The organism is Peribacillus alkalitolerans (genome assembly GCF_010882125.1).
GTDB lineage: Bacteria > Bacillota > Bacilli > Bacillales > DSM-1321 > Bacillus_BN > Bacillus_BN alkalitolerans.
In genome coordinates this window covers 1,146-1,643 of sequence record NZ_JAAGVZ010000051.1, presented here as the reverse complement: position 1 = coordinate 1,643, position 498 = coordinate 1,146, and the positions used below count along the sequence as shown (strand labels likewise).

Here is a 498-nt window from a genome sequence, read left to right as displayed (position 1 = left end):
TTCAAAAAGCATGTCATATTCAAATGACGATAAAAGCTCTGAAGCTTCCGTCTCTGATAAACAATAATTGAAACGATCTAAAATACCTATAAAAAAATGTTTATTGGGAAATTCTTCTTCCTCGATATCAAGCCGCTTAAAAATATTAGTGAGACGCCTCACTTCATCTTTTGAAGGTCTTTCAACACCCATACTTATCACCTCATAAATAGGGATATTTACATCTGTAAATATCCCTTTTTCTTTTTATCAATTATTTTCTTCTTAAAACTTTACCGGTAGAAGACAATGTCCAATAGCCTCTTTCGCCTTCAATCTTTAGCTTCCAAGTGCTTCCCCCATGTCCTCCTACACCACTATTTTTACCTCTGTCTTTTTCAAGTCTGAACCGACCATTTTTTCCATTCTTGAATTTTGAAAGAATGACTCTATCTCCCTCTAACAATGATTTATTTATTCCTTTTGTTAAAGACCTTGCATTGTTAGCAAGTTTTAGAT

At 33.5% G+C, this 498-nt stretch carries 1 protein-coding gene and 1 pseudogene; both read right to left on the bottom strand.

The window, feature by feature from the left end:
* Positions 1–192 (bottom strand): hypothetical protein (locus tag G3O09_RS21835; protein ID WP_163103546.1); only part of this gene is annotated, 192 nt, incomplete at its 3' end.
* 61 nt (positions 193–253) lie between these two features.
* Positions 254–498, bottom strand: a pseudogene (locus G3O09_RS21830) (hypothetical protein); the annotation flags it as partial.